Below are 24270 nucleotides of genomic sequence, written 5' to 3' on the forward strand. Positions count from 1 at the left end.
AAGACACTAAAAAGATACCCATGTTTTACGCCTGTTTGTAGTAAAAGAGGTCTAAAACATATTCTCAAATAGAAGTTGCTCCGCCGTCATAAATAAGCACCTCCTGCTTGTTTATGACGGCGGTTTCTTTTTAATTCGTTTATCCTTCTTCTGGTTTTCACGTTTGTAGTAAGAACAACAGAACGGGCAGCTTTGCGGCCTGGGCGTAAATTCTACTACTATGGCAAAGAAAAAATCAGATAAGGACAAACCAGAAAACAAGCCGGAGAAAAAAGCGAAGGTACACCCTGAGCTGGAAGGCTTTGAGATCAAGATTAACCCCCTTGGGGATATTACCTCTAACTTCAACATTGACCAGCTTAATTCTTTCCTGGACCGCAACGTCTCAGACAAGAAACTGGTAGGTGACCAGGGCAAGAAACGGGCACAGGAGGAAGACGAGGACTATCCGATTGAGGAAACCGTGGAGGAGGAAGAGAACGAGGAGGATTTCTTCAAAAAAGGGCCAGTGTTAGATGATGACGCCGATGATGACCTTCTCCCCAAGGGTGAGAAACCATCAGACCCTAAGCCGAAGAAAAAATAAACCTAACCTCCTATATGACATCCCACGAAGTAGATTACCGCATTTACGGCGCAGACATTCAGGTGCTGGAAGTAGAACTGGACCCGCAGGAAACTGTGATTGCCGAGGCTGGTGCCATGGTCTTCATGGAAGACGGCATCCAGTTTGAAACTAAGATGGGCGATGGCTCTAACCCTGCTTCGGGCTTCTTAGGCAAGCTGGTACAGATGGGCAGCCGCGCCATTACCGGCGAGTCACTGTTCATGACGCACTTTACTCATCGCGGATACGGCAAGGCCAAAGTGGGCTTCTCGGCCCCTTACCCGGGCACCATTATGCCCATCAACCTGGCGGAGTTTCCGCAGGGGCTGATAGTGCAGAAAGACGGTTTCCTGGCGGCGGCGCTGGGCACCCGCATTGCCATGCACTTCAACCAGCGTTTGGGCGCGGGCTTCTTCGGGGGCGAAGGCTTTATCATGCAACGCCTCACCGGCGATGGCTTGGCCTTCATCCACGCGGGCGGCACCGTAATTGAGCGCCATCTGCACAATGAGACGCTACGGGTAGATACCGGCTGCGTGGTGGCCTATGAAAATGGGATTGATTTTGATATTCAACGGGCGGGCGGTTTGCGCTCCATGGTCTTCGGGGGCGAAGGCCTGTTTCTGGCTACTCTCAGAGGCACCGGCCGCGTCTGGATCCAGTCTATGCCAGTGAAGAAACTCATTCAGGCCTTGATGCCGCACGGCGGCAACGCAAACAAAGAAGGCGGCTTACTGAGCAGCTTTTTAGAGTAGATCTGCTTGACGGGAATACGTTAAACAAAAAGGCAGAAGGCGTTCAGTGTCTTCTGCCTTTCTGTTTAACCAGGAAATCAAACTGCAGGCGGAATAGGTGTCGGCACTACATTCTTCACGGGTTTGATAGACTTCAGGTACGTAAAGATAGCCTCCAAGTCTTCATTCTTCATCTTACTGTAGTGGGGCCAGGGCATAGGCGGAAGCAGTGGCCTGGTATTGTCCATGCCTTTATATTTTCCTTCCCTTAATGCTTTCTTAAAGTTATCCAGTGTCCAGTTTCCTATGCCGGTGGGGTCTGGGGTTAGGTTTGCCGAAAAGGAAGTACCCCAAGGCCCAACTGCCGCCGTATTGTCCATGTTGAACATGACCCATCCGTTTTGTCCCGATCCTGGGCTTATGGGTGGAAGCTTCGCAGACGCTGGGTGCCCAGATAAAAACCGGTCAGGGTCTGCCGTCATAGGTGGTATTTTATCGGAGGGAGCCAGTTTAGGCGAATGACAATCACTACATCCTCCAATAGTTACCAAATACTCTCCCCGCTCTTTTAAGGCTTGCTGGTTCAAAGCCGTAGGTTGCGTAGCAGATTCGGTGATGGCACTGACTAGACCGGCATTGTTGGTTGTTGTGTTTTCCTGGAGTTTGCTCTCGCAGCTATAGAAAAAAGCGGCTGTGCACAGAAGGGTTAAGACTCTTTTCATGGCATTAAAAGGGTTAGAGGTGGAGAAAGGAATAGATACAGCTGCATAGGATTGCCTTAGCCGGACCTATGCTCTGAGTTTTTTTTAAAAAGAGGATTACTAGAATTAGCGGGGGACTTTCCTGATGAACCTGACTGGTTTCTCCGGCCACTTAGATGCCGGCACGTGGATCTTCTACTCCTTGGCAATAAGCCTTAGAGCGGGCTTAAAGGCATGTTTTTGCCTTTTCCTGAAGAGCGTTACTGTTTCTGATTAAGCGTTGTAATAGAATAAAGATAATATAATTATTTAATTACTCATATTAATTCGCACATAAATTCAATTTTTCTAAAAGGCAAGAGACTTAGCTGAGGGTGATCGACTCCATAGGTGTGTTTTACGGCAAAACAAATAAAACTTGATGGCCCATCAGCTTTGGGTACTGCTGTGCCATTTCCGTCCTTCATTTCGAAAAACAGGTGCTAAACATAAGTAGTAGCTAAGTTTATGGAAACGTATGCTTCTCTGGCTATGAAAGCTGATTCACCTTAAGAATCTCCTCTAGATACTCTCGATTGTTGGAAAGGCGAGGTACTTTGTGCTGACCGCCTAGTTTGCCTTTGTGCTGTAGCCAGTTCAGGAAGGCACCAGAAGGAGCCACCGTAATCAATGGAGCCTGTAGGGCGAGATTTTTCTGGCGTTTGGCATCATAATCTGAGTTCACGGTGCGCAGGGTCTGGTCCAGCACCTCAGTGAAACGCTCTATGCTTGACGGGTGCTGAGAGAATTCTATGACCCACTGGTGCCCACCTTTGCTTTTGCCTTCAAAGTACACAGGAGCGGCCGTAAAGTTGGTGATAGTGGCACCAGTAGCCTCGCACGCCTTTGTGATGGCCGTCTCAGCGTTCTCCACCACTACCTCTTCGCCAAAGGCATTGATAAAGTGTTTCGTACGTCCTGAAATTTTAATGCGGTACGGCGCCAACGAGGTGAACTTCACTGTATCACCTATCTTGTAACGCCAAAGCCCAGCGTTGGTAGAGATGATGAGGGCGTAATTCTTGCCCAGTTCTACTTGATCCAAAGTTAGTACTCTTGGGTTTTCCTGATCGGCCTCTTCCATCGGGATGAACTCGTAGAAAACGCCGTAATCCAGCATTAAAAGCATCTCATCTTTCAGGCTGGGCTCATCCTGTATTCCGAAGAACCCTTCAGAGGCGTTGTACACCTCCAGGTAGTTCATCTTCTCAGAAGGAATTAGTTGGCGGAACAGTTCGCGGTAAGGACCAAATGCCACAGCTCCATGGGTGAACAGCTCCAGGTTGGGCCAAACCTCGGTGATGTCTTTTGCGCCTGTTTCTTCTAAAATGCGGTTTAAAAGCACGTAGGTCCAAGTGGGCACACCGGAAAGGCTGGTCACGTTTTCTTTGACGGTGATTTCTACCATCTTCTCGATCTTCTCTTCCCACTTGTCCATGAGCGCCACTTTAAGCGGCGGCGTACGCATGGCCTCAGCCCATAAAGGCAAGTTCTGCATGATCACCGCTGATACGTCTCCGCAGCGGGTGTCTGAATTGAACTCATTCGGGTGGTGACTGCCGCCGATGGAGAGCCCTTTGCCGGAAAAGACTTTGGTGTCTGGGTAGTTGTTCACGTAAATGGAAAGCATGTCTTTGCCTCCCTTGTAGTGACAGTCTTCCAGGGCCTCTGGGGTAACGGGAATAAACTTACTGCGGGCGTTAGTGGTACCTGATGACTTAGCAAACCATTCTACTTTGCTGGGCCACAACACGTTCTGCTCACCGCGCATCACGCGCTCAATGTACGGGTACAAGTCTTCATAAGCACAGATGGGTACCCGCTCCTGAAACTCCCGCACACTTAACTTATCTGAGTAGCCGTACTTCTGGCCCCACTCCGTGTTTCTGGCGGTAGAGATAAGATTGGTAAACAACTCGTTTTGAACATCATGTGGATATTTCCGGAAAAGGTCTATCTGGTGGATCCTTTTCTTCATTACCCATGTCACAAGCGAATTGATTATCTCCACTATAGAATTGTTAATTGTTGGTTGTTGCTCCCCGCGTTTAATCAGGCTCTCCATTGCTTTTTAATGCTGGAGTATGTGCTTGTACTGTTCTTCAAAGATTAAGTTTCTCACCTCCAGTGTAGGCTAGGAAACTACCTCCCTCCTCTTTGGCCTTCTGGAAGGATTTAGCTTACTAAGGGTAATTGCGCTGAAAAGAAGCCTTCCTCGTTCCCCACAAGTTACTTACAGGGTGACAACAAGATGGATAGCGCTTAAGAACAACAACAAACTATTAATCAGACTTTCCGCTTCAGCTCGAAGTGCTTGCCTAAATACACCCGGCGCACCTGCTCATCGGCAGCGAGTTCTTCGGCGGTGCCTGACTTCAGGATTTTACCCTCAAACAGCAAATAAGCACGGTCTACGATAGAGAGCGTCTCGTTCACGTTGTGGTCGGTGATGAGGATGCCGATGTTCTTGGTTTTGAGTTTGGCTACAATGGTCTGGATCTCCTCTACCGCAATAGGGTCTACCCCGGCAAATGGCTCATCCAGCAACACGAACGATGGGTCTACGGCTAGGGCACGGGCAATCTCGGTACGGCGACGTTCACCTCCGGAAAGCACTACCCCTTTGTTCTTCCGCACGTGTGTGAGGGAGAACTCCTCCAGGAGTTCCTCTACCTTTTCACGACGGGCTTGCTTGCTGATGTTCGTCATTTCCAGCACCGACATGATGTTTTCCTCCACTGTCAGGTCGCGGAACACAGATGCTTCCTGCGCCAGGTACCCTACGCCCTTTTTAGCGCGGCGGTACATGGGCAATTCTGTAATGTCTTCCTGGTCCAGGAAAATACGCCCGGAGTTAGGTTTCACCAATCCTACAATCATGTAGAAGGAAGTGGTTTTCCCGGCACCGTTAGGCCCCAGAAGCCCTACAATCTCTCCTTGGTTTACCTCCACGCTCACATCGTTTACTACTGTGCGAGACTTGTATTTTTTGAACAGGTTTTCAGAACGTAAAATCATCGCTTAAAATTAAGGAATAAACCTTAGATGTGATACGTTAACGTGAAAGAGGGTCAGCTACGTACTTCATATTCTTAAGGTTTTGATCCTCAGTATAATTTATCAAATAAAGTGATTGAGATATAGGGATAATGCTTGCAAAAGCTGTCATTTAGCTGTACCTTTTACTACTCTTTACCACATGCACGTACACTCTATGTTTTCCATCTTCAGGAAAGCTGCCCGCCGCTCGGGAGTGGCGGCGGCCCTATTTACTTTCTGCCTGACCCTGCTAAGTGCCGGTTCGGACCCCTCTGCCTATTTACATGGCATTGATGTGTCACGTTACCAGAAGGAAGTAGATTGGAAACATGTGAAAGAATCTAACATCAACTTTGCGTTCATCAAGGCCACCGAAGGTGATTTCTTAAAAGATCCTTTTTTTGACCGTAACTGGGAACACAGCCGCCAACAAGGAATTAAACGCGGCGCTTACCACTATTATTTGCCGTGGGTAAACGTAGACCAGCAGATAGAGCTTTTCAAAAACACCGTCACTCTTCAGCCTGGCGATTTAGCTCCTGTTCTGGACGTAGAAACCTTTGCCCAAGATGTATCTGATGCTCAAATGCGCAACGATGTCCGCCTGTGGCTTACTTCCATTGAAAAACACTACGGCGTGAAACCCATCATTTATACTTACCAGAAATTTTACGACCTCAAGTTGCGGGGTCACTTCCCAGGCTATCATTTCTGGATTGCCCGTTACCAAAACGAAGAGCCTTCTACTCACCCAAAAGACAAGATGGCTTTCTGGCAGTATTCTGAAAAAGGCATCGTAAAAGGGATTGAGTCACCGGTAGACGTGAACTGGTTCTACGGCGATTTAGAAGACCTAAGTACTTTCTGCGTTCCTGCCCCGGCTGAACAGCCTGCACCGGCCACAGTAATTGCCCAAACCAAGTAGATGGTATCATCCTTTTCAGAAATCAGGCTGAAAACGGGCTCGTAGTTAATTCAGAATTCTCGCTTGTATGCATTCTTCAACTGCTGACTTGTGGGCTCTACCAAGCTACTTCCTATGATTGGTTACTAGCCATCCCATCGCCAGTCCAAGAACTACTTTTAAAAGATAAAAGCCCAGCCTCTGTGTAAGAAGCTGGGCTTTTATGGTGTTTTCAGAAAAGAGGCTTTAAACCTTTATCTGATTGTAGCCGGCGTGGCGGTTGTAGTAGTAGCAGGTTGTTGCCCCGGCGTTGGCGTTGCTGTGGCAGGCTCCTCAATCAGTTCCAACCCATATTCTTTGCCTTTGACCAAGGTTGGAACGCCTTTCTTCATCCAGGCGGGTTCTGGGGCTCCTTTCAGGTAATGGTCAAAGAACTGCGACATGCGCACGGAGAGGTCTTTGCGGTTCTTGCGCTGCATCAGGTTGTGGGCTTCGCCGTTGTACACTAAAAGCCACACCGGCTTGCTCAATCGGCGCATAGCCATGAACATCTCAATGCCCTGGTACCACGGAACGGCTCCGTCATTGTCGTTGGCCATCATCATGAGCGGCGTTTCTATTTTAGGCACATAGAACAGCGGCGAGTTCTCAATGTACTGCATGGGTTTCTCCCACAGGGTACCCCCAATGCGGCTCTGGGTGCGCTCGTACTGAAACTGACGGCTCATACCACTCTCCCATCTGATTCCGCCATAGGCGCTGGTCATATTGCTTACGGGTGCTCCGGCCATGGCGGCTTTAAACATGTTGGTACGCGTCACCAGATACGCTACCTGGTAACCGCCCCAGCTTTGTCCCTGCAGGGCCATGTTCTTCTCATCCACGAACCCTTTTGCTACCAGGCTTTGCACGCCCGGGATGATGCTGTGATAGGCGCTCTCACCGGGATAACCGTCTTTGTAGATAATGTCCGGCACAAACACCAAATAACCCTGACTTACAAAAAGCGGGATGTTGATGGTAGAGGCACTGGGCGCAGGAGCACGGTAGTTGTGCAGGGTCTCCGCGTTACGCTCATAGAAATATACCAGCATGGGGTATTTCTTCTTCGGATCAAAGTTCTCCGGCTTGAACAAGAGCCCTTCCAACGGAACCCCGTCATCTGAGCGCCAGTTTACCAGTTCCACGTTCCCCCACAAATACTCGCTTTGCTGCGGATTGGCATTGCTTACTTTTTGTGGCGCGTTGAAGTTGGTATTGGTTACCCACACATCTGAATACTCCCTGAAGCTGGCTCTCCGGAAGATAAGGCGATCGCTGTTTTTGGCTTTCCGTACGCTGCTGAAGCTATATGGCTCCATCATGACTTTCTGCGGGGCGCCGGACTTGGTTACATAATCTGTGTAGAAGCCGGCATCTTTGGTTTTGAGATTCAAGGTGCGCAACAGCAGTCTGTCTTCAGAAGAAATCACGCGCTGGCTAGGGTCTAAGCTCAGGTAACGGAACTGCAGGTTGTTCTGACGTCCGTACCCATCGGTAATGTTCACGGCTTGGGCTTTCCCGTCTGGGTCTAAGCGCCACAGGTCATAACGGTCATTTACCAGTAGGTATTGGTCGTCTTTTGTCCAGCCAGTTAAGCCATAATCATCCGGAAGCGTAGGTACGTCGTTCTGCTCATCGTAGAAGGCTACTTTCAGCTTTTTAGTGAGGTTCACCGGCTTGGTTTCCTTCACATTCATTGCTTTCCAGGAACTGTCTGAGGGCTCGTACCAGTACAGGTATTTCCCGCCCGGTGAAAGACGTGGGGTGCCACGAGTGTCTTTTACGGCCAGTTTCCGGCTTCCATCCTTTAAGCTAATCAGCCAGGCATCTTGCCTAGAGGGTGAATCAAACCCCACACTCAGCAGGTAGTTCACGTTGCTGCTGCCCACAGCCACATCGGCGGTACGCCCGGGGTTCAAAGAGACATCCGGAATCTCAGGAGTGGCCAACTGGACTATTTTCTTGCCTTTTACATCATACACGGCCAGGAACGAGCGTTTCTGCTCCCGTTCCAGTTGCTTTAACTGCATGGGTTGGATCAAAGGGTCACGGTAAGTCCAAACATCCAGGCTTACCTTCTCCTCTTCCAATTTGGTGGAATCCTTTTCGTACTGGATTGGTCTGGGGAATGTCCCGAAGAAGAGGCGGTCTCCTTTATCTGAGAACCCTAGTTGCGCGTGTTCGCTGACCATCCACTTGGCAGGCATGCCTTTGAACGTAGTATCTGCAATAACCCGTGCTCGGTTGTCTTTAGCAGCCCAGTGCAACAACTGAAAATACCGGATGTCTTTGCCCGTGCTGTCTTTACTGGAGACAAAGGCCAGTTGCTCCCCATCTTTGTCTGCCACCAGGTTTTTGTAAGTAACACGGCCAGTGTCTATCGACATGGTTTTACGAGCCGAGGTATTAAAAGCGAACACGCCTCCTTTGTGAAAAGCATCCTTCTCTGCTTTCACAAAGAACAGCCGGTTGCCTTTGTCTGAGAACAGGAAATCTGTGACGCGGTCAAACTGATATTCCTGCCCAGTAGGAAGGTGCCGCAACACCAGTTGAGTACCCTCTTCTTTTTTAGCTGCACCCGTGCCTGCGCCTTTTGCCGGAGCTTTGGCTGCTGCGGAAGTAGAAGAGGCCGCTTTGGTTTTACTCGTATCATTAACGGCTTTGGTAGCCAAGGGTGCCTCTAGATGGTAGGCCAGCCACTCGCCGTTCTGCTTGGGCAATTTGTAGGCTTTTACCCTAGCCACGTACTGCGTAGTGCCTTTGGTTAGGTCCAAGATAGCCAAAGAGTCTTTCGGCATTTCCTCGGGCTTTTTCTTCTTCAGTTTGGCTTGGCGGGTAGAAGCAAACGTAGGTTTTATTTGAAATATGGCAAACCGGCTGTCAGAAGTAAAGCCGCTGCGGTACCCTCTCGGGAAAACCTTGCTTGAGTTTTGGCTTAAATCTCTCAGGTGAAGGACCCCATCTCCTTCCTGTGGGTTGACGGCATAGAGCAGGTATTTCCCATCATTGGAGAGCGAGTCGGCCTCAACACTTTTCCAGGAGTCGTAGACATCGTGGGTTAAGACTTTCTTGGCTGGCGTTTGTGCTTGCGCCGTCAACGCACCTGCGCTCAGCAAGAGTCCCGCCAAAAGGAATTTGTGTTTCATATAAGAAAGAGGTTGTTTGTGTTTGGAAGTAAGCAGCTTAAAAATACAGCATCTACCCATCAGATGCGAACTTATCCACAGGTAAAACTTGAATTCAGCCTATTTTTAGAAAACAGCTAGTAATCAACAGAAACTAATCAGCTTTGCATAAGATGAGACAAGCACCTTTCCACAAGCAATCTGTATACAAGGCACTGAAAATTAAATTCTTGTATTTAAGAATAGGCAAAGCTGGCTTCAAAGAAATATACTAGTTGAGCCGCTTATAGCGCATTTTTCAGGAAGTACATCAAAAGCAGTTATCCACAGAAGAAGCCTCAGGGATGCTGCTTATTCCGCAAAGCGGATGTCTTTGATGCGTAGCTGCAATGTCACGTTTCCTCTGAAAACGTTCTCTTCAATGCAGTAACACACATCAAATGGAATGCCTTTCTGAATGCGTGGATAATACTCGGCCATGCCAAAGGCGATGGCATCAAAGAAAGTTTCGCCGTCCTGGGTGAGGCGAAGTTTCAGGTGGGCATCTCCTACCACCCGTGCTGAACCGGTGTCATACACACAAGTGCTCATGAATACTGGTGCCATGTTGCCGGGGCCAAACGGTTCCATCTGCTTCAGTATATTGAAAAACCCGGGTCTTATCTGGTGCAGTTCCAGTGGCATGTCAATCTCCACCATGGGTACCAGCTGTTCTTCCAGAATGGTATTGGTCACGATTTGCTCAAAACGCTCCCTAAACGCTGGCACGTTTTCCACAGGCAAGGTAAGCCCGGCAGCATACATGTGCCCGCCAAACTGGTCCAGTAAATCTGAGCACGCCAGAATGGCCTGGTGCACGTCAAACCCATGCACCGAGCGGGCAGAACCCGTGGCTTTCCCGTTAGACTCTGTAAGGATGATGGTAGGCCGGTAGTATTTCTCAATGCAGCGCGAAGCCACGATGCCTACCACTCCTTTGTGCCAGCTCTCTTTGAACAAGACGGTTGAGCGGGCACTGCGCAGGAAGTCATCGTCCTCAATCATCTGCAGTGCCTCTTTGGTGATGCTGGTGTCATGCCCGCGTCGCTCTGAATTGGAGACGTTGATCTTCTGCACCATGTCAAAGGCTTCTTCCTTCGTCTTGGCCAGGAGCATGGCCACGGAGCGTTTGGCATCGCCCATACGGCCAGCAGCATTGATACGCGGTGCAAACCCGAAGACAATTTGGGTAATGTCTAGTTCACTGCGTAAATCGGCTAGTTCTTTCAGGGCTTGCAAACCGGGCCGTAGAACTCCGTTGTTTAGCCGTTGAAGTCCGTGGTAAGCCAGAATACGGTTTTCGCCGGTGATAGGCACAATATCGGCGGCAATACTCACCACCACCAGATCCAAAAGTTGGAAGAGTGGCTCTTCATCAAGACCCATTTGCAGGCAGAACGCCTGCATGAATTTGAAACCTACCCCGCAACCTGCCAGTTCTTTGTACGGGTACGGACAATCGGCGCGTTTGGCATCCAGCACGGCTATGGCTTGAGGCAGTTCGTCGTCAGGTAAGTGGTGGTCACAGATGATGAAATCAATGCCTTTGGTGTTGGCGTACGCTATCTTGTCGATAGACTTTACGCCACAGTCCAAGGAGATAATCAGGCTGTATCCGTTTTCTTGGGCCCAGTCAATGCCTTGGAAAGAGATTCCATAGCCTTCGGAGTAGCGGTCTGGGATGTAATATTCAATCCGATCCTCAAAATACGTTTGTAGAAAGCCGTAGACCAACGCTACCGAGGTGGTGCCGTCTACGTCATAGTCGCCGTAGATGAGAATGCGTTCCTGCTGGTGGAGGGCTTCAATGAGCCGGTTCACCGCTTTGTCCATGTCCTTGAGCAGGAATGGGTCATGCAACTCCTGGAGCGAGGGTCTGAAAAAGGCTTTGGCCTCGTCAAACGTACAAATGTCGCGCTGGCAGAGAACAGACGCCAACGTGAGGCTCATGTTCAGGCTGGTGGCAATATGCTGTACTTTTGCGGCGTCCGGCGCTTCCTTTATTACCCATCGTTTCTGCATCGGTTGTTGCTGCGGCTTGTTCTGTGAAATGAGGTGACAAAAATACGAAATCTGAGAGAGAACCGGGCACTCCTTTCTGTACCTTGGTGTTTTTAAACGACAGATTCTGATTCTCTAGATATACTCAAGTGAAAAGATTAAAAGAGATTTACCACAAATACAAAGACTACGGCCTGGTAGATGTGCTTATGTACCTGTCTTTCTTCTTGTTCCTCGCTATTCTGTTTATTTTCTTCCGGGATTAGTTTTAGGGCTGCTTTGCGGAAATTGCTTTAAAACTGGGCATAGCTGTTTACAGATAAGCGTCTTTGTTTTCCGTTGTAAGCTTATTGTACTTCTGTCTGTGTGCACGCCTTTTGCCGTTGCTGGCGTAGTGCCTGGTTGATGCGAGGCCCTTATACTTGACTGTTTCATTGCTGCCCTCCGTGCGCTCACGGCCGCGAGGCCCCGTCTTTCCCCCTCGCACTGCCCTTTCGACCTGAGAAGTTCATTTCTCTTAGTTAAAGTCTATCTATGGCCAAAAGCGAGGCGCTCGAGGGAAAGACTGGAATAGGGTGAAAGAAGTAGATGCTGTTTCTTTCTTTATACCTCTCCATGGTTCAAGTTTTCAACTTGGACCCACATTAATCTGAAGTTTGCAACTTCAGTGGGACGACACCCCAAAGGTGTATTGGATTACAAAACCAGATCATCCGCCACAGCTGCAATACCGCCAACTCAAAATACCTCGTAGTTTCCGGAGGTCTTACGAGTGTCTACGCCAAACCAGTACACTAAAAATAAACAGCCTTGTAATTGATGCAGAGGAGCTAGATATCTAGTACCTTATAGTAAATTCTTTGCAAGGCTATGATTCCTGTTACGTTCTCTTCTTCTAAAAGCTGGGTGAGCACTTTAGGCATCTGGGGCACCACCGCACTGCTATTTTTTATGCTTGCGCAGGAAATACAAAGCCCCATGCCTCTGGCGGGAAAGATTGCTCTGGGACTTTTCTGCCTACTAATCTGTAGTTTGCTGCTTTGGATCTGGTTTGGCACCTACTATCGCATTGCGGGCGAAACGCTTTATTTCAGATGTGGGCCGTTGCATGGCAGTATTCCTATTCAGAAAATAAGGGAAGTGAAGTTGAATCAGTATCTCTGGTCTGGGTTACGGCCAGCACTGGGATTGCACGGTTTGGTAATCAACTATAACCGTTGGGATACCATATATTTCTCTCCGGCTGAGAAGGAACAGTTTCTGAATGCGCTTCGAGAAGTGAACCCAAACATTGAGCTAAAAGCGTAAGGAATTTACTTGTTCTTCTATAAAGCTCTGCTCTGTTTTAAGGCTGATTTTTGGAAAACGCCTGAAAACTGAGCAGAGCTTTTGCCTATACCTTATCTCCTCTCAACTTTCTCAGTCGCTTTCTGGCTTCGGCTACAAACACACTCCCCGGATGTTTCACTAATAGGTTGTTGTAGAGTTCCTGGGCTTTCTCAGGCTGCTTCAGGTTTTCCTCATTCAATTTGGCTAAGAGGAACAGTGCGTCATCTGAGAGGATGTCGTATTTAGGATTGTCAATGATGAACTGCAGGTTTTTGGCAGCTTCTGGAAACTGCCCCGTTTGCTGCAAAAGCTCTGCTTTCTGGAAGTAGATTTCATCGGTGAGGCTGTGCCCGGGGTACTTGATGAGTAGTTTATCCAAAGCAGCCATTGCCTCGGGGTACTTGTGTTGGAACACCAGGAAGTCAATGGCGGCATACTCCTTCAGCGCAGCTGCTGAAGTATCCATACCGGTGTTGTCAATGATGAGCAGACTCAGGTCTAAGGCATCATTCGCGATCTCACGACTAGTAGCCAGTTTCAATATGTCCAGGTGGCTTTGAGCTAGTTCAAAATCTCCTTTGTAGTAACTGAGGCGAGCGTTGCGGAGCTTGGCTTCATACCCCAGTGGCTGTTCTTTGTGCGTTTTCTCTACCTGGCTATACAACAATGTGCTTTCCCAAGGCTCTCCGCGTAGCAGGTACACATCGGCTAAAATTAGTTTGGCTTCTGCCACTACATTAGGCTGCGCCCGAGGCATAGCAATTACCTCCTGCAGGTTTTTCACAGCTTCTGGTTGAGCATCCAGGTAGAATGCCTGCAGTTCACCTAGTTCTTTGATCACTTCAGCGGTGCGGTCATTACGCCCAAGTTCTTGGAGAAGTGATTCATACTCCTGCGCCAAGAGTTTGATCTTCTCTTTGTCTAGCGGGAATGTGTTCTTTACCTGTTCTTCACGGGCCTGGATAATGCGCTGCCGGGCAATAGGGTATAATTCGCCGGAACGGTACTGCTGCATTACGTAGGTGTAGCCCTCAATAGCTGTCGTATAGTCTTTGTTGCGCAAGCTGATATCAGCCATGGAAAGGACCCGGGTGCCACCGCCTTGGGTACGTCGGTCTAAGGCACGGGTCTGGAGCAGGGCTGGACCAAAGTCTTTCCGCTGCAACAAAGTCCAGATTAGCAGTTCCTGTACAGGTGTGGCATCAGGTTCTGCCTGAACAGCTGTCATGAGGCGCTGCTCCAACATGGTAAGAGATTCCTCGTCACGCAGAGTGTTCTGCAACAGGTTTTGCGCGTAAGTAAGGGGCACACTGTTGCTTTTGACTTGACGCAATACTTCGTCTACCAGCAAATCTGTTTTGCGTTGAAAAGCATACAGTTGTAGCAATTGGGCAGCAAAAGTCTTTTCACTTCCGCTTAGCTGACGGGCTTTCAGGTACGCCTGCTCTGCCAAGGGCAACATATCTGCCTGTTGGAAAGCCGTAGCTACGCCGTACACATTTTCGGGAGTGGTGGTCTGCACTACCTGGGCCCACTTCTTCTCTGCCGCTGCGGTGTTACCAGAGGCTTGCATTACGCGTCCCTCATCTATGGAATAGGCCGGTACATCAGGGTATTTCTTCTGCGCTCGTTTTACCAGCTTCTCGGCTTCTTTGAAATTACGGAGGGCCAGCAGGGTTTTGAGGTAGTCCGGGTACACTAGTCCAAACTGAACGTCCTGTTCAATCAATTTACTGAACAGGCCTTCTGCTTTGGTGTATTCATTTTGCCGCAGGTACTCCTTGGCCAGTGCCATCTGCTCGGGAACCCCTTGCGCCCAACTCTGGGGGATAGCGAAACCCAAACTGCCTATGACCAACAGCCACATCAACAATAACTTTCTCTTCATGGTATTCTCCAGCTAAGCTATTCTCCCTTAACGTATTCTACAGGTATTCAATATACTGTTTTAGGCTCGTTTTTGAAAAACTGCTTTAAAATGGATTTGTATAAAAACAGAAGAGCCGCGCTGGGTGGCGCGGCTCTTCTGTTTTCTTGATCCGGTTTCTCTTAGAAGAAGCGAACCCGGTTATCTTTAATGTCTGCGTTTTTACGAACGGCTTCATACAAGGCGCCTTGTACACGTCCGGCGCGGGTGCCTTGCAGCTGTTGCTTTACAGAGGCTACATCAGCTACCGGAGTGGCCGGGGTGATGCTGGTCAATTCCACAATCACTACTCCGCCTTCCCCATCAATAGGGCCTGTACGCTGTCCTGGTTTCAGACCGAACGCTTTGCCTACGGCTACTGGCTCAAATCCTAAACCTGGTACGTTAGCAGCTCCCAACGTCACATCATTGGCTGGACGAACCAACGCATCTGGACCATATTTAGCGGCAATCTGGTCTAACGGGCCAGAAAGAGAAGCTAATTTCTCTTTGATTTTCTTCGCTTTCAGTTCATTACGAACAAGAGCAGTTAACTCATCACGTACGTCCTCTACTTTGGCAATTCCTTTTTCACGTTTCCCGGTTAACACCGCTACTACGTACTGGTCATCCATGGTGATTACCGGAGAAACATCGCCTTTTTTGGTGTCTTCAGAGAAAGCCCAACGTACCAGTTCACGAGCATTCTGCAGGTTGTTAATGGCACGGTCAGAAGCACTGAAGTTTTTAGCTTCAGCTTTCATTACGCCTTTCTCATTGGCAACGGCCTTGTTGAAAGACTCTAAATCTGTGCTGCTAGAGGCAATAACACCAGCGCGGCTGAAGGCATTCTCACGAGAGTTGTCGCTTGGCGTCAAGGCGCGGGTTACCTGGGCTACCTGATAGGTTTTGGTAGTTTTAGGCTCCGTGATCTTAACAATGTGGTATCCATAGTCAGTCTCTACCAGGTTTGGCAACAGACCTGCACCCGGAGCGCTAAATACTGCTTTCTCAAAAGCTGGTACCATGCGGCCTTCGGTGAACCAACCTAAGTCACCACCTTGTGAGGCTGTTCCGTCAGTTCCGTGCTGCGCAGCTAGCTGAGCGAAATTAGCACCACCTTTAATTTGGTTTAACAAGTCTTGCGCTTTTGCTTTGGCAGCGGCTTTGGCTTCTGGAGTTGTATTTTCTGGCTTGATCAGGATGTGGCTGGCACGTACAGAGGCTTTCCCGCCTTCCTTCACGTCCATGATCTTGTATAAGCTGAAGTTTCCGTTCTGGGCGAAAGGACCATACATTTTGCCTTTCTCCAACGTTTGGGTTTTCAGTTCTTCCGGCAACTCATTGGCGGGCAAGTAAGCGCTGTTGAAAGGAGTGTCAGATTCTGCTTTTACAAACAGAGAGTCATTCTCAGTAGTAGCGAAACGAGCTGCTAACTCTTGGGTCTCTGTGCTGTAGGCTGAGCTATCTTCTTTAGAAGCGGATACCGGTACGGTCACATAGGTGATTGAACGGCCTTCTTCTACTTCAAATTTCTTTTTGTTATTGTTCAGGTACTCGCTCAGTTGGTCATCGGTTACTTTGATGGTTGAATCAGCAATGCTGAAATAAGGAACAAACAAAGAGTTGATGCTGGCGCGGGTGTTTTGCTCTGCGTTGAAACGCTTAGCTTCTTCAGTGGTCACGTAGTTAGAGAACGTGAACAGGTTGTAGTATTTGTTACGAAGACGGTCAGTGGCTAAGTCTGCTTCGTATTTACGCCAGGCAGCTTGCTGCTCTGGAGGCATGCTGCCCAGGTTACGAAGGGTTTGCTTAACCTGCTCTACGCTAAACTGCCCGGTTTGTGGATCCGTGAACATTTGCTTTAAAGCCGGGTGCACGTTACGTCCTTGTACCATGTCTACCTGCTCTTCAGCAGAGATGCCTAAGCCTACTTTTTCAAATTCCTCTTCAAAGGCATACTTGAATACTAACTGGTTCCAGGTCTGCTCACGCAATGAAGCAAGTTCTGCTTCAGAAGGCTGGCGGCCGTATTGGTTGGCGTAGTTGTTTTTGGCCTCCTCAAACATGCCTTCAAATTCCTGCACAGACACTTCATGTCCGGCAACCTCCCCTACTGTTGTATTGCTTCCGAACAACCGGGAATTTGGCCCCAGCAGGTCTCCCAACACAATGAAAATGAGCAAGCCTATAGCAATTGCGCCAATGGCGAAGCCTGACTTCTCCCGAATCTTGTTAATTAATGCCATGTAAGTATTAGACGTATTTTAAGCGTTATGCAAAATAATCGCAATATGTGATAAAATCAAAATATAAGTGCCTATCGGGCAGGTTATTCTTCTGTGGGGGCCAACCTTACGGACAAATGTACCGTATTGATGCGATGCTCATCCATAGACAGGATCCTGATCTCAAAGGGAGGAACTACTACCACGTCGCCTGCGGTGGGTATTTCTTGCAATACAGACAAGATAAAACCGCCTAAAGTTTCATAGTCGCCTTCAGGTAAGTTCAGGGAATATTTTTCGTTGAGGTAATCTATTTCCTGCCGGGCACTGAAAAGAAAGGTATTGGGTTCTGGTAAAGCCTGCTCCAGCAGGTCTTCCTCATCATATTCATCGTTGATATCACCCAGAATCTCTTCCATCACATCTTCCAGGGTCACTATTCCTGAGGTTCCGCCAAACTCATCCAGCACCAGTACAATGCTGCGGTGCTCGGTAATGAATTTCACGAACAGCTCCCGAGCCAGCATATTCTCCGGTACAGCCTCAATGGGCGTCAGGATTTCTTCTAATGTAGCTGGATTTTTGAAAAGGGAGAATTGGTGACAATACCCTAAGATGTGGTCCAGGGAATCCTGGTAAATCAGGATTTTGGAATGGCCGGTATCAATCAAAGCTTGTCGAAGCACCTCTACGCCTTCTTCCAACTCTATGGCGTCAATCTCAGTGCGGGGCACCATGCATTCGCGCACTTTCACATTTTTAAATTCCAGGGCGTTGTGGAAGATTTTACTGTCTACCTCGCTGCTGGGCGTAAGCACAATCTCTTCCGGAGAATGTAGTCTTACCGCAAACGGCTGAAAAGCTACCGCATTGGCCAGGATTTCAGTTTCGGCTTCGTCGTCTTTTTCAGAAAACAGCCCAAAAACGGAGTTAATAAGAAACGTAAAGGGGTAAAATAGTACCAGAAAGAAAGCCACTACTCCGGCCACCATTTTCAATTGACGGGCTGGTGCAGTCAAGCTGGCTAATGTCCCGAGTCCTAGAAATAAAAGCCAGCCAATCAGAACTGTCAGCAAGCCAGCCACCAGGAGGGCTACCTGGGCTTGGAGGTACTGCTGCAGCAAATAGGTAAGGCTGCCAAAGGCTCCCACCCCAAACAAGAGTAAGCTCAGGCCTAATCCCAGATGAATAGTCAGTATGGTTTGCCGCTCACGGCGCAATAAGAAACCTAAAGAGGACTGTGGGTCCTCTGCAACCTGTAACCGGGTGTAAGCCCGTCCGGTCTGGCGCATGGCCACCTCTGCCAAGCTAAACAGCAATAACAGCAGAAGCCCTGCCGTAGCAGCTATATACAAGAAGACAAGGTCCATGGGAGAGGAAATCAACGCTTTGCTTTATCCATACGGAAAAGCATAAGAAAGATAATAGATAACATGATGATCCAATAACTTTCCAGTACGCCTACCACAATGGATTGATGCACGCCAATCACCAGGAAAGCGACGGCCAGCGCCATGTAGATCGTTTGTTTTAAGGTCATTGTTTCAACACGAAAGAGCCAGAGAATTGCTTTAATGTGTAGTCAGAGAAATCTTGCTTAGCCGTTAAGCCTACTCCTGTCACTACTTCATCCACACTGGTGATACGCACAAATTTATCAGTGAAAATAGTTTGCTTCTGCCGCTCCCAGAACAACTCCTCAGTGTTCAATTGTTCTTTTTTGACAATGTTTTTTACCACCACGTCATTTCTAGCAAAGTACTGGTCTTTGGCTTTGTCGTAACGCCCATACTTGGCAGTGATGATGGTGGTGGGAGTTCCGTCCTCGTAGAAAGTGATGTACATGCCTTTGGTATAGACAATGTCACCGTTCTGCAATTGCTGTTCTACTGGGGCGCTCAGCTTCAGTTTCATTTGCGCTGAGTCACTGTAGATGGTCACTTGGTTGTAGGTTTCAGAAGCAGGTCCTTTGTACTCAATGGGCTTGATGTTCTCATCTGCGTTCTGGCAACTCCAGCTTAAAGCCCCTAAAGCAAACACGAGGAGGAGTTGAGTTCCAGAGAACCAGCTTTTTGTCAGCAGAAGTTGAAATAGATTACTCATTCCTTTAAACGGTTCAGATACCAGACCCAAAAATCAGCAATGGATTGAGGGGCCTGGTATCTGTTATTCTTGTGCTGAAATTGTATAGAGAATTTGGGTGCTTAGTCAAACTTACGTTTCACAAACCATCTGTTATTGAAGGTAACCCCCACGTTAAACCGGAAGTATTGTTCTTTCAACCCGGTGTTCTTGGCTTGGAGCTGCCCTACGGTAAAGCTGGTGTTCAGCAATGCCTGGGTATAATCTGGAGGCCGCACGCCTCTGCCCAATGGCAGGGAGAAACCCCAGGTAAGTGCCATGTCTTTAAGGTCATGAACTGTTGCGGCGTTGCTACCTTGTGCAATGGCATTAATGGCTGAGTTTCCGTAATAACCCCCAAAGCGGTACGTCACTCGTCTCAGGTAAGAGCTTACAGACCCGGCATCGGGCGTGATTTCGGTACCTACTCCTATTCTGTAGCCGTCGCCTAATTCCTGGCGGCCTTCATTTTTGTTTAAGCTGAACCCTCTGAAATCAGAACCTGTTACGCGGGTATAATCAGCGCCTACAGACCAGTTCTTGTTATTGTCAAATGTCAAACCTACCTGTAGCACCTGCGGAACAGTGGTGTAGCCTTCTACGCTATCCGTCACCAGGCTGGAAATCACAGATTCATCTAAAAACCTACGTTCCTGGGCTACCTGGCGGTCTGTCTCAATGTTGGCTTTACCGGCATAAGTAGCCCCAAAACCTAAGCTAGCCTTGTCACTTACCTTTTTGCGATAGTGCAAGCCTCCTTTGAACATCAACCCTGAATATTTGGAGGTAGTGTGGATTAAGGTTTTCTGTAAAGCGCTGGTTGAATCTTCAGTGTCTACCAGAACGGTTGATTCCTGCCGGTCAATAGTCCCGAAAAGATAAGAACCAGAAACACCCGCCGTCAACCCATTGGCTATTCTCACGCCATGCGCAAAATACACTTCGTTCAAACCACCAGAGCCGTTGTACTCACTAAAAGCCGTAACCGTGTTTTCTGCCCCTACTACTGGCTGGCTGGCAACCGTCACATAATTTACTCTGCTGTAAGGCCGTAATCCAAAAGCGGAAGTCCACCGGCGGGAAAGAGGAATAGCTAAGGACAGGTAACCTAAGTTGCCCGTACCATCTATCTGGGAAGTGTTCTTATCAGAAATCCGTTTTAATTCAGAAGCCACGGCGGCCTCAAAGGTCACGGAACTGTTGTAGTAAAGCAAGGCAGGGTTCTGGTCATTGATAAGAGCGGCGCTACCGTTGGCTACCCCTATCTGTCCCATCGCAGCACTACGGATGGAACCTGTGCCATGCACCATGTCTCCTATCCCGAAGCGTGAATAAGGGGAGTTAGAGAGCTGTTGCGCCTGAAGTTGTTGTGATCCAATTGCTAGACCAGAAATCAATAACAGTGCGCGGAAAGGCTTATACATTATACTCAAGTATTCGGTTTAACCCGATTAAAACCAATTCGGGAATGACAAAGATGCGTGCTTTTACTGTACTTTCAAAAAACTGGGCGTCACCGCCGCACAGAATAACCGTCAATGGTTTGTATTGACGTTCATAATGTTGAATCATACCTTCTGCCTCTACCATAGCGCCAAACAAGATTCCACCTTTGATAGCCTCAGCTGTTGTTTTACCGGGTATGGGTGGTACCTCATATCCCTCCAAGAGCGGCAGTTTTCCGGTGAAGGAATGAACTGCCTGGTACCGCATGGTAATGCCCGGTGAGATACTTCCGCCCTGGAATGTGCCATCGGCTTCCAGTACGTCATAGGTAATGCATGTACCTGCGTCTATGATCAGGCAATGCCGGTCTTTCAACAGGTACTGTGCCCCTACGGCCGCTGCCAACCGGTCTACTCCCAAAGTGTGGGGCGTTCCGTAGTTGTTCTGCACCGGAACCGGTGTCTGAGCATTGAACAGAATTCGTTGCCCCAACACCGGGATGTGCTGTACCAACTCGGCAGATTCCTGGCTTACAGAAGACATGATGGCGTTTTGCAGGGTAACTCCCGCCAGTTCTTTCCCCAAAGCGGGAAAGTCTGGACAGGTGTATTGTTGCACCAAAAGCCCGTCTTTAAAAAGACCGGCTTTGATGCGGGTGTTACCCCGGTCTATCGCCAGATTCAGCATCTAATGAACGACAGATTACATGAAGTATTTCAGGCGCACTACTTCTTTTTCTGTTAAGAAACGCCAGTTGCCTCTTGGTAAGTCTTTTTTGGTAAGGCCGGCATATTGCACACGGTCTAGGGTTACTACTTCATACCCCAGGTGTTCAAAAATGCGACGCACAATGCGGTTACGGCCAATGTGGATCTCAATGCCTAAGAACTTGTTGCTTTCTCCTAACAAGGCTACATCATCCACTTCAGCTTTGCCATCTTCCAGTTCCAAGCCAGCCTGAATCTGCTTCACATGCTCTTGCGTGATAGGCTTATCCAGTTCTACCTGATAAATCTTAGATATTTTGTTAGACGGGTGCGTCAGTTTCTGAGCCAGTTCCCCGTCATTGGTGAAAAGAAGCAAACCAGTGGTGTTTCTGTCCAGACGGCCTACCGGGAACAAACGCTCTTTAGAGGCATTCTTCACTAGGTCCATCACGGTCTTGCGGCCTTCCGGGTCATCAGTGGTAGTCAGGAAGTCTTTTGGTTTGTTCAACAGCACGTACACTGTTTTCTCGCGGCTCAAGGTTTTACGGCCGTACTGTACGGTATCTGTAGGCGCTACTTTATAGCCCATCTCCGTCACTACTTGTCCGTTTACCTTGATCTCGCCCGCGGCGATGAGTTCGTCAGCTTCACGGCGTGAGCAAATACCAGCGTTGGCGATATAGCGGTTTAAGCGTAAGTCTTCGTTTCCGTAAGACTCATCTCTCTTCTTCCGGCGCTCTTCATAGCGTTTCAGGTTGTAAAAAGGTGCTTCCTGGGTTTCTTCTTCTGAGCGACCAAAACGGCCTTCTTTAAAGCCTTTGCCTTCTCCTCTGGCCGGACGGTCATTGCGGTCTGGGCGGGTAGAGCCTCGCTCTGGGCGAGCCCCATCCCTTTTCGGGAAAGAAGAGGAACGGTCATCACGGCCTCGGTTTTCACGTGGAGCATTGCGGTCAAAGGGTCTGTCACCTTCTCTGCGGGCCGGGCGCTCAGAACGGTTTTCATCGCGATTTCCGGAAAACGGCCTGTTTTCACGGGGAGCATCACTGCGTCTGTCATCACGGTTGAAGCCTCTGTCCTCGCGGCGGTCACCGCCACGCTCTTCTCTATTCCCGCTTCTTTCTCTGCGGTCATCGCTGCCGCGATTGAACCCACCGTTGCGATCAGAGGAGAAGCCGCCTGGTTTCTGAAAACCACCTTCACGGCGGTCTCCCCCACGGGCTGGGCGGTTATCATCTCTGCCTGCGCCAAAAGATGGGCGGTCTGTACCACGGCGTTCGCCACCACGGTCTCCACGGTTTCCGAAAGAACGACGCTCTCCGCCTCTTTCTTCATCACCCCGGGCTGGGCCTCTGCTTCCTTCACGACGGTCCTGGAAAGAACCACCCCCTCTTGAGTCTCTGCCTTCAGGACGGTTGAACCCACCTTCTCTGGCTGGTCTACGGTCAGAGCGGTCGTTTTCACCACGAGGTCTCTCGTCACGACGATCGTTGCCTCTGTCTGGTCTTTCAAACCCACGCGCCGGACGGAAATCGCCGCCTCTGCGTTCGTTTTCTCTTCTTGGCGCGCGTTCTCTGTTCTCGCGGTTGGTATTTATGTCTCCCTCACGGTTATCTTCGCGGCGCGGTCTTTCTGAACGGCCGCGGTCACCAGAAGAGGGTCTATCTGAATTGTCTGCGTTTCTGTCTCGGTTGCGGAAACCTCCTTCACGGTCTCCACCAGCAGGGCGGTCAAAGCGGGTGCCTCTGCCAAATACTTTCTTGTTTTCGTTCCAGGAGTTATTGTTCCGTGGACGATCGTTGCCTTCTTGAGGCGTATCTTCGTTTATAGCCATGTTCTTGTGAAAAATTGCAGTATCTCTACTGTATAAAAAGGATGTGATTCTGAATTAAAGCGCAGCGGCTTCGCCGATGGTGTTCTCTTCCGGTGCCAGGTCTCTGAGCTGTGGAAGGTCTTTGAGGTGGTTGATGCCAAAATATTCCATGAACTTCTGGCTGGTGCCAAACAGGACGGGGCGCCCAATGGTGTTTGCTTTGCCTTTGATCTCCAAAAGGCCTTTCTCCAGCAGACGCTGGATGGCGTAATCACAGCTTACGCCTCTGATTTGCTCTATTTGTGAACGGGTAATGGGTTGTTTGTAGGCAATAATGGCCAACGTCTCCAAAGCTGAAGCGGAGAGCTTCTTCTTTGATTTATGCTTCAATAAAATACTTACCGAGTCTTGGTAAGCAGGTTTGGTCAAAAACTGGTACCCGCCTCCAATTGCGTAAATCTGAAAGGCGAAGGCATCGGTAGAGAATTGAGCATTTAATTGCTCAATTCCCTCCAATACATCACTTACGCTCACCTCTGTCACCAATGCTTCAGAAAGGCATTTCTGCAATTCCTCAATAGACACAGGAGAGGTGGCGCAGAATATTAGCGCCTGAAGATGATTCAGTAACAGGTTCAAATTTTATGCGGTTTAATTAGTCGTTGCGGCTCATTTTAGCCTCAATGGTGTGCTGCGTATGCGGCACAGCTTTTAAACGCTCTTTTGGTATCAATTTACCCGATTTTATACAAACGCCATAGCTTCCGTTTCTAATGCGGATAAGGGCATTTTCCAACTGCTGGATAAACTTTAACTGCCGAGACGCTAACTGGTTCAAACTTTCCTTTTCCTGAGTATCTGCTCCATCTTCCAATACTTTAGAAGTAGAAGCGGTATTGTCAGTTCCAGCATCGTTCCGTCTGCTCAAGGTTTCCTTAATGAAGGCTACCTCTTTGCGGGCGTTATTTAATTTCTCAATGATGATTTCCTGAAATTCGTTCAATTCCTCTTGGGAATACCGCTGTTTTTCTTCACTCATGGCTTTTTTGTTCGTAACGGTTAGGCTATAGTTTGTTTTTATTCAAGGTAAAATAGTCGGCCTTAACAGTAGTATTTCCTGCGAAGAGTACGTAGAATTTATACTATCTCCTGTTTTCTCAATAAGGCCGGCCGCTTTTTTTTCCGCAAAAATACAGTTATTATTTCGGAAAACTAAGCAGAGCAACAAATTGATAGATGAATTCTACTATTTCTTACTTTTGCTTTCTTATTCTCCTTTTAAAAAGGATAGGTTTAGATACGTTATTTCTGAAAGTAAAGCTTTTGCAGCATGCTGAATTTCAAGCAGGAGCAACTTCTCTCCTTCATTTCACAAGCATTTTCCTGTCCCTACTCAAGCAGCATGCCTCCCGCTGCACGTAAACGTAGGTAAGCTATCACTAGCTCATTTTACGAAAACCAAGCTCAAAATAGTACTTCTTACTATCCATGC

General features: G+C 48.6%; 19 protein-coding genes. 4 read left to right on the forward strand and 15 right to left on the reverse strand.

Annotated features, from left to right (window positions below):
- The first annotated feature begins 220 nt into the window (after nucleotides 1–220).
- Entirely contained in the window at nucleotides 221–586 is a 366-nt protein-coding gene (locus DC20_RS08245) for a hypothetical protein (protein WP_062543391.1), read from the forward strand.
- Between the two features lie 14 nt (nucleotides 587–600).
- Complete coding sequence (locus DC20_RS08250) at nucleotides 601–1362, forward strand: TIGR00266 family protein (RefSeq protein ID WP_062543392.1); 762 nt, start codon at nucleotides 601–603, stop codon at nucleotides 1360–1362.
- A gap of 77 nt (nucleotides 1363–1439) precedes the next feature.
- Here DC20_RS08250 and DC20_RS08255 read toward each other — a convergent pair whose 3' ends face one another.
- From DC20_RS08255 to lptB, 3 genes are all read right to left on the reverse strand, one after another.
- The gene (locus DC20_RS08255; protein ID WP_062543393.1) at nucleotides 1440–2063 is read right to left on the reverse strand and encodes a c-type cytochrome; all 624 of its coding nucleotides are present in this window, start codon (nucleotides 2061–2063) and stop codon (nucleotides 1440–1442) included.
- A gap of 508 nt (nucleotides 2064–2571) precedes the next feature.
- On the reverse strand, nucleotides 2572–4059 hold the full coding sequence (locus DC20_RS08260) for a GH3 auxin-responsive promoter family protein (protein WP_062545872.1): 1488 nt from the start codon (nucleotides 4057–4059) through the stop codon (nucleotides 2572–2574).
- Nucleotides 4060–4367: 308 nt separating this feature from the next.
- Nucleotides 4368–5099: an LPS export ABC transporter ATP-binding protein gene (gene lptB / locus DC20_RS08265; RefSeq protein ID WP_062543394.1), complete on the reverse strand. Its 732-nt coding sequence runs from the start codon at nucleotides 5097–5099 to the stop codon at nucleotides 4368–4370.
- A 181-nt stretch (nucleotides 5100–5280) separates the two neighbouring features.
- Here lptB and DC20_RS08270 point away from each other — a divergent pair, with 181 nt between their 5' ends.
- Entirely contained in the window at nucleotides 5281–6045 is a 765-nt protein-coding gene (locus tag DC20_RS08270; protein ID WP_083470274.1) for a glycoside hydrolase family 25 protein, read from the forward strand.
- A 233-nt stretch (nucleotides 6046–6278) separates the two neighbouring features.
- Here DC20_RS08270 and DC20_RS08275 read toward each other — a convergent pair whose 3' ends face one another.
- Both DC20_RS08275 and recJ read right to left on the reverse strand, forming a co-directional pair.
- Entirely contained in the window at nucleotides 6279–9212 is a 2934-nt protein-coding gene (locus tag DC20_RS08275) for a S9 family peptidase (protein ID WP_062543396.1), read from the reverse strand.
- A gap of 330 nt (nucleotides 9213–9542) precedes the next feature.
- On the reverse strand, nucleotides 9543–11252 hold the full coding sequence (gene recJ / locus DC20_RS08280) for a single-stranded-DNA-specific exonuclease RecJ (RefSeq protein ID WP_062543397.1): 1710 nt from the start codon (nucleotides 11250–11252) through the stop codon (nucleotides 9543–9545).
- A gap of 849 nt (nucleotides 11253–12101) precedes the next feature.
- Here recJ and DC20_RS08285 point away from each other — a divergent pair.
- Nucleotides 12102–12539, forward strand: coding sequence for a PH domain-containing protein (locus tag DC20_RS08285; RefSeq protein ID WP_062543398.1), 438 nt, complete (start codon nucleotides 12102–12104; stop codon nucleotides 12537–12539).
- Between the two features lie 85 nt (nucleotides 12540–12624).
- On the opposite strand, the gene DC20_RS08290 is transcribed toward DC20_RS08285, so the two are convergent.
- The 10 genes from DC20_RS08290 to DC20_RS08330 form a co-directional block, all read right to left on the reverse strand.
- Nucleotides 12625–14448 carry a tetratricopeptide repeat protein gene (locus DC20_RS08290; protein WP_062543399.1) on the reverse strand — a complete coding sequence of 608 codons (1824 nt, stop codon included), beginning with the start codon at nucleotides 14446–14448 and terminating at the stop codon, nucleotides 12625–12627.
- Nucleotides 14449–14609: 161 nt separating this feature from the next.
- A complete protein-coding gene (locus tag DC20_RS08295; RefSeq protein ID WP_062543400.1) occupies nucleotides 14610–16715 on the reverse strand; it encodes a peptidylprolyl isomerase in 2106 nt (701 codons plus the stop codon).
- A gap of 83 nt (nucleotides 16716–16798) precedes the next feature.
- Nucleotides 16799–18064 carry a hemolysin family protein gene (locus tag DC20_RS08300; RefSeq protein WP_071885575.1) on the reverse strand — a complete coding sequence of 422 codons (1266 nt, stop codon included), beginning with the start codon at nucleotides 18062–18064 and terminating at the stop codon, nucleotides 16799–16801.
- A gap of 11 nt (nucleotides 18065–18075) precedes the next feature.
- Nucleotides 18076–18210, reverse strand: a complete 135-nt coding sequence (locus DC20_RS23575; RefSeq protein ID WP_262506347.1) for a hypothetical protein — start codon at nucleotides 18208–18210, stop codon at nucleotides 18076–18078.
- A gap of 20 nt (nucleotides 18211–18230) precedes the next feature.
- Entirely contained in the window at nucleotides 18231–18797 is a 567-nt protein-coding gene (gene lptC / locus DC20_RS08305) for an LPS export ABC transporter periplasmic protein LptC (RefSeq protein ID WP_071885410.1), read from the reverse strand.
- Nucleotides 18798–18898: 101 nt separating this feature from the next.
- A complete protein-coding gene (locus DC20_RS08310) occupies nucleotides 18899–20239 on the reverse strand; it encodes a hypothetical protein (RefSeq protein ID WP_062543403.1) in 1341 nt (446 codons plus the stop codon).
- Nucleotides 20232–20948 carry a type III pantothenate kinase gene (locus DC20_RS08315; RefSeq protein ID WP_062543404.1) on the reverse strand — a complete coding sequence of 239 codons (717 nt, stop codon included), beginning with the start codon at nucleotides 20946–20948 and terminating at the stop codon, nucleotides 20232–20234. The genes DC20_RS08310 and DC20_RS08315 overlap by 8 nt, the downstream gene beginning before the upstream one ends.
- Nucleotides 20949–20963: 15 nt before the next feature.
- A complete protein-coding gene (locus tag DC20_RS08320; RefSeq protein WP_062543405.1) occupies nucleotides 20964–22799 on the reverse strand; it encodes a pseudouridine synthase in 1836 nt (611 codons plus the stop codon).
- A 54-nt stretch (nucleotides 22800–22853) separates the two neighbouring features.
- Nucleotides 22854–23417 (reverse strand): SMC-Scp complex subunit ScpB, encoded by a 564-nt coding sequence (gene scpB, locus DC20_RS08325; RefSeq protein WP_062543406.1) that lies wholly within the window; start codon nucleotides 23415–23417, stop codon nucleotides 22854–22856.
- 16 nt (nucleotides 23418–23433) lie between these two features.
- Nucleotides 23434–23817 (reverse strand): TraR/DksA family transcriptional regulator, encoded by a 384-nt coding sequence (locus DC20_RS08330; RefSeq protein ID WP_062543407.1) that lies wholly within the window; start codon nucleotides 23815–23817, stop codon nucleotides 23434–23436.
- Between the last annotated feature and the right edge of the window lie 453 nt (nucleotides 23818–24270).

This window comes from Rufibacter tibetensis (genome assembly GCF_001310085.1).
Classification (GTDB): domain Bacteria; phylum Bacteroidota; class Bacteroidia; order Cytophagales; family Hymenobacteraceae; genus Nibribacter; species Nibribacter tibetensis.